Consider the following 6,871-nt stretch of genomic DNA (forward strand, 5'->3'; position numbering starts at 1 on the left):
GACCCCGATGCCCCCCAAACCCCCCACTGGGGGACGTTAGCGAAGCGGGGCGCGTAGCGCACAACGCTTCCCCCAGACCCCCTCCGTAAGGGTTGATAGGTGAGGTATGAGAGTTCTTAAGTCAGTGAGTTACTCCAACCCCAGCGCCAAGGTTTAGGGTGAAAGAGTGCTTTATATCTACTCATACCCGATGGCTCAACCATCTTTGTTTACCCCTCGCCTGACTCAACTCCTCAAACAACATCCTGATGCTGTAGCGGCTGCGATTTGCGGAATCCTTGTCATTCTAGGTTGGCTGGCACTCCACCTCCACTGGGTTGGGTTAGCTTTGCTGATTTTACCCACCGCTTATGTCATTGGTGGTTACGAGAGTGCCCGCGAAGGGCTCACCACCCTATTTAAAGAAAAACAGCTTGATGTTGACCTACTAATGATTGTTGCTGCATTGGGGGCAGCAGGATTGGGATTATGGCGTCAGGAATATTACTTAATTGTCGATGGAGCTGTTCTTATCCTGATCTTTGCCATTAGTGGCGCATTGGAAGGTTACGCGATGCAACGTACAGAACGAGACATCCGTAGCTTGATGAGTTTGACACCCGATACAGCGCGAGTCATCTGGCAGGGTGAAGAACAGGACATTGCGATCGCTAAGCTGCAAGTGGGTGATAGGGTACTCGTTAAGCCAGGAGAACTAATTCCTACAGATGCCATCATCACCGAGGGCTACAGCACTTTAAATGAAGCATCGATTACTGGAGAGTCTTTGCCTGTGGAGAAGACGGTAGGCGATGAGGTCTTTGCGGGCACGATGAACGGCAATGGTGCTTTAAAACTAAAGGTGCATCAACCCCCAGAAAGTAGCCTGATTCAGCGGGTGATTCAGCTGGTAAAGCAAGCACAAACGGAGGCACCACCGTCTCAATTATTCATCGAACGCTTTGAGCGGGGTTATGCTCAGCTCATTGTGATGGCAGGACTCTTGCTAGCCATTCTGCCACCGTTTTTACTGGCTTGGGATTGGGAAACCACCATTTATCGGGCGCTGATTTTTCTAGTTGTGGCGTCCCCTTGCGCCTTAATGGCTTCCATTATGCCGACACTCCTATCCGGAATTGCCAATGGGGCGCGGCAGGGTATTTTGTTTAAGACGGGTGCCCAGTTGGAATTGATTGGGCGAGTCAAAGCGATCGCATTTGACAAAACAGGTACACTGACAACGGGTAAGCTCCAAGTGGTACAAATTATCCCAGCCGCAGGGCGATCGCAACAGCAAGTCTTGCAAATTGCCGCTGCATTAGAATCCTTATCCGAGCATCCCATCGGGGGAGCTATTGTACAAGCCGCCCAGCAGCAACAGGTAGAATTACCAACCGTAACCCATGCTCAAGCGGAAATTGGTCAAGGTATCAGCGGTGAAGTTGAGGGACAACGGGTTTTAGTTGGTAAAGCCGCCTTTGTACAAAAGGCGTTGAAGGTTAGCCAGTTGCAAGTTGCAGGTTATCAGGACAAGCTTCAAGCTTCAACCGCCAAACTCGAAGCGGGAGGTAAAACAGTCGTCTGGGTGAGTTATGCTGAGGAGCTGCTGGGAATTATTGCGATCGCAGACACTCTACGACCTACCGCCACTACCATAGTTAAGCACCTGAAGCAGTTAGGAATTGAACAGATTGTGATGCTCACCGGTGACAATCAACGTACAGCCCAGAGTGTTGCCCAAGAATTAGGTATTGACCAAGTTTATGCTGAACTTCTACCCGAAGATAAAGTCAGTGTGATTCGGCAATTACAAAAGCAATATCACGCGATCGCTATGGTAGGAGATGGCATCAACGACGCTCCAGCCTTGGCTCAGGCGTCGGTAGGTGTGGCGATGGGAGCAGCCGGTAGTGATGTGGCTTTAGAAACGGCTGATATTATCTTAATGGCAGACCGTTTGGAAAAACTCGAACAAGCGATTCGCTTGGGACGACGTTCTCAGACAATTGTCAAGCAAAATATTACCTTTGCTCTAAGCTTCATTGTCTTGCTACTGGTTACTAACTTTTTGGGCCATATCACCATGCCTCTCGGTGTGATTGGACATGAAGGGTCTACAGTTCTTGTCACGCTCAATGGTTTGCGGTTGCTGAGAAATTAATCGCGTCAGGTAGATTGTTTCAAATCGGGTGCAATATCATCTCCGGTTAATCACCCCTAATAAAATCTTGTTCGTAGTAGGCGCTAAATTGTGCGCCTGCAAAGAGGACTCAAGTCTCCACTACAAACTCTCCACATCTTATGGTGCGATCGCTCCGCAAAACAGAGCTTTGCTCATTCTTGACAAATTGAGACAATTGGGAAGTTATGCTAACCCAGTATTAAACAATTAATACAATACTTGACAAAACCATTTTTTTTCTAACCCATCACCAAGGGGGGGTGTGGAGGAACTCGTGATTTACTGGACAATCGCTTATCGTGTCAATCGTGAAGAACCCTGATGGAAACAACACTGGCGGGTCACTATCAAATCATCCGACATCTAGGCGGCGGTGGATTTGGTCAGACATTTCTGGCGAAAGACACCCATTTACCCGGCGCACCCCTATGTGTCGTTAAGCAACTCAAGCCCAAATCGACCGATAAAGCCACGTTAGAAATGGCAAAACGCTTATTTGATCGCGAAGCTCAGACCTTATACCGCTTGGGCGATCATGACCAGCTTCCCCGCTTGTTAGCTCACTTTGAACAAAATGATGAGTTTTATTTGGTTCAGGAATATATCGAGGGTCAGCCTTTAGACCGAGAACTCGCTGAACGCAAGAAATTGGGCGAAGCCTCTGTCGTACCCCTTTTGCAGGATATTTTGCAGGTGCTAGTCTTTGTCCATCAGCAAAATGTCATCCACCGCGACATCAAACCAGCAAACTTAATCAGGCGCAGTAGAGATGGCAAGATTGTTCTCATAGACTTTGGAGCCGTTAAAGAAGTGAGCGCCCAAGCCAGGACTACCTTGGGACAAACGAGCTTAACCATTGTCATCGGCTCTCCCGGCTATATGCCTAGTGAACAAGTCGCCGGGAGACCCCACTTCAGTAGCGATATCTTCGCGGTTGGGATGGTTTGTCTTCAAGCTTTAACTGGGATGAATCCTAGAGAGTTGCCTCATGATTCGCTTACAGGTGAGTTCAGTTGTGCATTATTCAAAAACCTAGCTCCCGTTAGCCCTGGTTTCGCCGCTATTTTAGATAAGATGGTGCGCTATGATTATCGTCAGCGCTACCAGAGTGCCATAGAAGCCTTGCAAGCACTAGAGCAACTTCTCCATCAAGCGCCTGGGCAGGCAGAATCAACTATCCTCTGGCAGCCTCTTCCACCTCCAGCATTAGACGAACCAGAGGGTCAAGTGGGTTTGGAATCTGGCTTTTATGTGGAGCGTCCACCTATTGAAGCGGACTGTTACGAAGCCATTATCAAGCCAGGGGCATTAATTCGGGTAAAAGCGCCTCGGCAGATGGGTAAAACGTCCCTAATGAGCCGAATTCTTGCTCGCGCTAACGAGCAGGGTTATCATACAGCCTCGTTAAACTTTCAATCTGCGGATGCCGAGTTCCTCACTAATTTAGATCAATTTTTGCAGTGGTTCTGTGCCAGCATTTCTTGGGAATTGAACCGAGAAGAGAAGCTAGATACTTATTGGAAGGGTATTCTGGGCAGTAAGAATAAGTGTACAAATTACTTTCAAAGATACCTGTTATCTGAGCTGACCAGTCCAATGGTTTTAGGTTTAGATGAAGTCGATCAGATTTTCCAGCATCCTGATATTGCCACCGACTTTTTTGGATTGCTTAGAGCATGGCATGAGCGAGGCAAGAATGAGGCAGTCTGGCAAAAGCTCAGGTTGGTTATTGTCCATTCTAAGGAAGTTTATATTCCTCTGAATATCAATCAATCCCCGTTTAATGTCGGATTGCCGATTGAGTTGCCAGAGTTGAATCAGGAGCAAGTCGAGGATTTAGTCAAGCGGCATGGATTAGATTTCTCAGCCAACCAACTTGATCGCCTGATGGCAATGGTAGGCGGACATCCTTATCTGGTGCGGGTGGCGCTCTATCAGATTGCACGGGGAAGAATGACCCTAGAGCAATTGTTGCAAGTGGCTCCTACGGAAGAAGGGCCTTATTATGACCATCTTCGCCGTCATCTTTTGAATTTAGACGAAAATACGGAGCTAGTGGCAGCCGTTAAACAAGTGGTTGCGGCGGATACTGCGATCGAAATTAGGACAGCAGAAGCATTTAAATTGCGCAGTATGGGGTTAGTTAAGTTTCAGGGGAATGCAGTGATGCCATTGTGTGATTTGTATCGGCTCTATTTTCGCGATCGCTTAGCATCTTTGTAAGGAGAATCGACTATAAAAAGAATGGCGTTAGGCTGATCGATTGGGGAATTAGAAACTGCCATGAATCTACGACAAAACTCAGACTACCAGTATCAAGTTGGGGGAAGTTTACCCGTTGATGCTCCCACTTACGTTGTACGGAAGGGAGATACTCACCTCTATGACGCTTTGAGAGCGGGTGAATTTTGTTATGTCCTCAACTCCCGCCAGATGGGGAAATCCAGCTTGCGGGTACGAACGATGAAGCGGTTGCAAGCTGAGGGAATTATTTGTGCTGCGATCGATATAACTGCCATTGGTACCTGGGATATCACTCCAGAACAATGGTATGCAGGCATGGTTGATAGCATTGTTAGTAGTTTAGACCTCTATACAACGTTTGATTTAGAAAGCTGGTGGCTTGAACACAATATTCTTTCCTATGTACAACGATTCAACAAGTTCATTGAAACAGTTTTACTGAAGTGTAATTACCAAAATATTGTAATTTTTATAGACGAAATCGATAGTATTCTCAGCTTGAATTTCACGGTTGATGATTTTTTTGCCTTAATTCGTGCTTTCTATGACCAGCGGGGCAATAATCCAGATTACCGAAGGTTAACGTTTGCTTTGCTTGGGGTAGCAACGCCTTCGGATTTAATTCAAGACAAGCAGCGTACTCCCTTCAATATTGGTCGCGCTGTTGAAGTCATGGGTTTTCAGTTACAGGAAGCTCAACCATTAACTCTAGGATTGGCAAAAAAAGCAAAGCTACCCCAGAGGGTGATGCAAGCGGTATTGGACTGGACAGGGGGACAGCCTTTTCTGACGCAAAAAATTTGCCAGCTTATCCTAAATTCTGAGTCTTCAATCTCAGAAGGAACTGAGGCGGAATGGGTAGAAGAGTTGGTGCGATCGCACATCATCTCTCACTGGGAATCTCAAGATGAACCGGAGCATTTGCGGACGATATATAATCGTATTCTTTACAGTCAGCGCAAAGACCAATTGCTTCAGCTCTATCGGCAAATTTTGCAAGCTTCCTTCGCCCACCCTTACCAAGGGGGGGATGGGGGGGTAAAAGCCACTAACGAACCGGAACAAATGGAATTGCGACTTACGGGGTTAGTGGTCAAACAACAGGGTAAATTAAAAGTTTATAACCGCATTTATGCCTCGGTTTTTGACCAGAGTTGGGTTGATAGCCAGTTGCCCCTACCTTCGACATTTGATGAACCGGAGGGTCAAGTACCGTTAGATTCTCCTTTTTATGTGGAGCGTTCCTCCATTGAGTCTAACTGTTATGAGACAGTATTGAAGTATGGTTCCCTACTGCGGATTAAAGCGCCCAAGTTGATGGGTAAAACCTCTCTGCTAAGTAGAATTTTTGATGTTGCCGCCAAGCATGGTAATCGTACAGTAGAGTTGAACTTGCTGCTAGCCAATAACGCGGTTTTAACTGACCTGGATAAATTCTTACGCTGGTTTTGTGCTAGCGTGGGGCGGCAACTGAAGCTAGAGAATCAGCTGGATGATTATTGGGATACGGAGCTTCTGAGTAGCAATTCTAATTGCACGGCTTATTTTGAAGAGTATCTGTTACCTCAAATCAACTCTCCGTTAGTTTTAGGTTTGGATGAAGTTGACCGGATTTTCTCCTATGTTGAAATTGCGCCTGACTTTTTTGGTTTGTTGCGACTCTGGCATGAGAAAGCAAAAAATCTCGATATTTGGAAACGATTGCGGTTGGTGGTAGTACATTCTACTGAAGATTATGGGCGATTAGACATCAATCAATCGCCGTTTAATGTGGGGGTACCCGTGGAATTGCCAGAGTTTACCGCGCAGCAGGTACAGGATTTTGCTGAGCGTTATGGACTGAATGGGAACAATACTCAGATAGGGGGGGAAGGCTTTGCGCCTTTACTAGCAATGGTAGGTGGACATCCCTATCTGGTACAGCAGGCACTCTATCAGCTTCGGTATCAGGATGTTACGCTAGAACAACTATTGTATGACGATCCTACAGAAGCTGGAATTTATCGCAATCATTTGCGGCATTACTCGGAAAATCTGCAAAAAAATCCGGAACTCGCTGAAGCATTCAAAAAGGTTGTGAAATCATCGGAACCCATAGAGTTAGAGCGGCGATATAGCTATAAATTACACAGTATGGGACTGGTGAAACGGCAAGGCGATAAAGTGATGCCTAGTTGCGATTTGTATAGACAGTATTTCAGCAAATAAATTGCTCCAAAATTGTGAATAGCCTTGCTGGAGGAAGTTAGCTCATGATTCAGAATCTGCCTATTGTCATACCAAAGGATAAAATTGCCGAGTTTTGTCAGCGCAATCATATTCGCAAGCTATCGTTGTTTGGCTCAATGTTGGGGGAGGATTTTAGACCGGATAGTGATATAGATTTCTTAGTAGAGTTCATACCCGGTAAAACTCCAGGCTTAGGTATAGTGAGAATGGAACGAGAGCTGTCAGAAATTTTAGATG

General features: G+C 46.4%; 4 protein-coding genes. All 4 read left to right on the forward strand.

Annotation, left to right across the window (positions count from 1 at the left end; all coding sequences use genetic code 11):
• The first annotated feature begins 190 nt into the window (after window positions 1-190).
• Window positions 191-2,140, forward strand: coding sequence for a heavy metal translocating P-type ATPase (locus V6C93_RS27790; protein WP_333479913.1), 1,950 nt, complete (start codon window positions 191-193; stop codon window positions 2,138-2,140).
• A 342-nt stretch (window positions 2,141-2,482) separates the two neighbouring features.
• Window positions 2,483-4,384: an AAA-like domain-containing protein gene (locus V6C93_RS27795; protein ID WP_333479914.1), complete on the forward strand. Its 1,902-nt coding sequence runs from the start codon at window positions 2,483-2,485 to the stop codon at window positions 4,382-4,384.
• 60 nt (window positions 4,385-4,444) lie between these two features.
• Entirely contained in the window at window positions 4,445-6,613 is a 2,169-nt protein-coding gene (locus V6C93_RS27800) for an AAA-like domain-containing protein (RefSeq protein ID WP_333479915.1), read from the forward strand.
• A gap of 44 nt (window positions 6,614-6,657) precedes the next feature.
• Window positions 6,658-6,871, forward strand: a 214-nt coding sequence (locus tag V6C93_RS27805; RefSeq protein WP_333479916.1) for a nucleotidyltransferase family protein, incomplete at its 3' end; no start/stop codon positions are given.

The organism is Allocoleopsis sp., from assembly GCF_036703385.1.
Taxonomy (GTDB): Bacteria; Cyanobacteriota; Cyanobacteriia; order Cyanobacteriales; family Coleofasciculaceae; genus Allocoleopsis.

Coding starts and splice junctions, on each gene's coding strand:
- V6C93_RS27790 (WP_333479913.1), top strand. CDS start 191: ATGGCTCAACCATCTTTGTTTACCCCTCGCCTGACTCAACTCCTCAAA.
- V6C93_RS27800 (WP_333479915.1), top strand. CDS start 4,445: ATGAATCTACGACAAAACTCAGACTACCAGTATCAAGTTGGGGGAAGT.
- V6C93_RS27795 (WP_333479914.1), top strand. CDS start 2,483: ATGGAAACAACACTGGCGGGTCACTATCAAATCATCCGACATCTAGGC.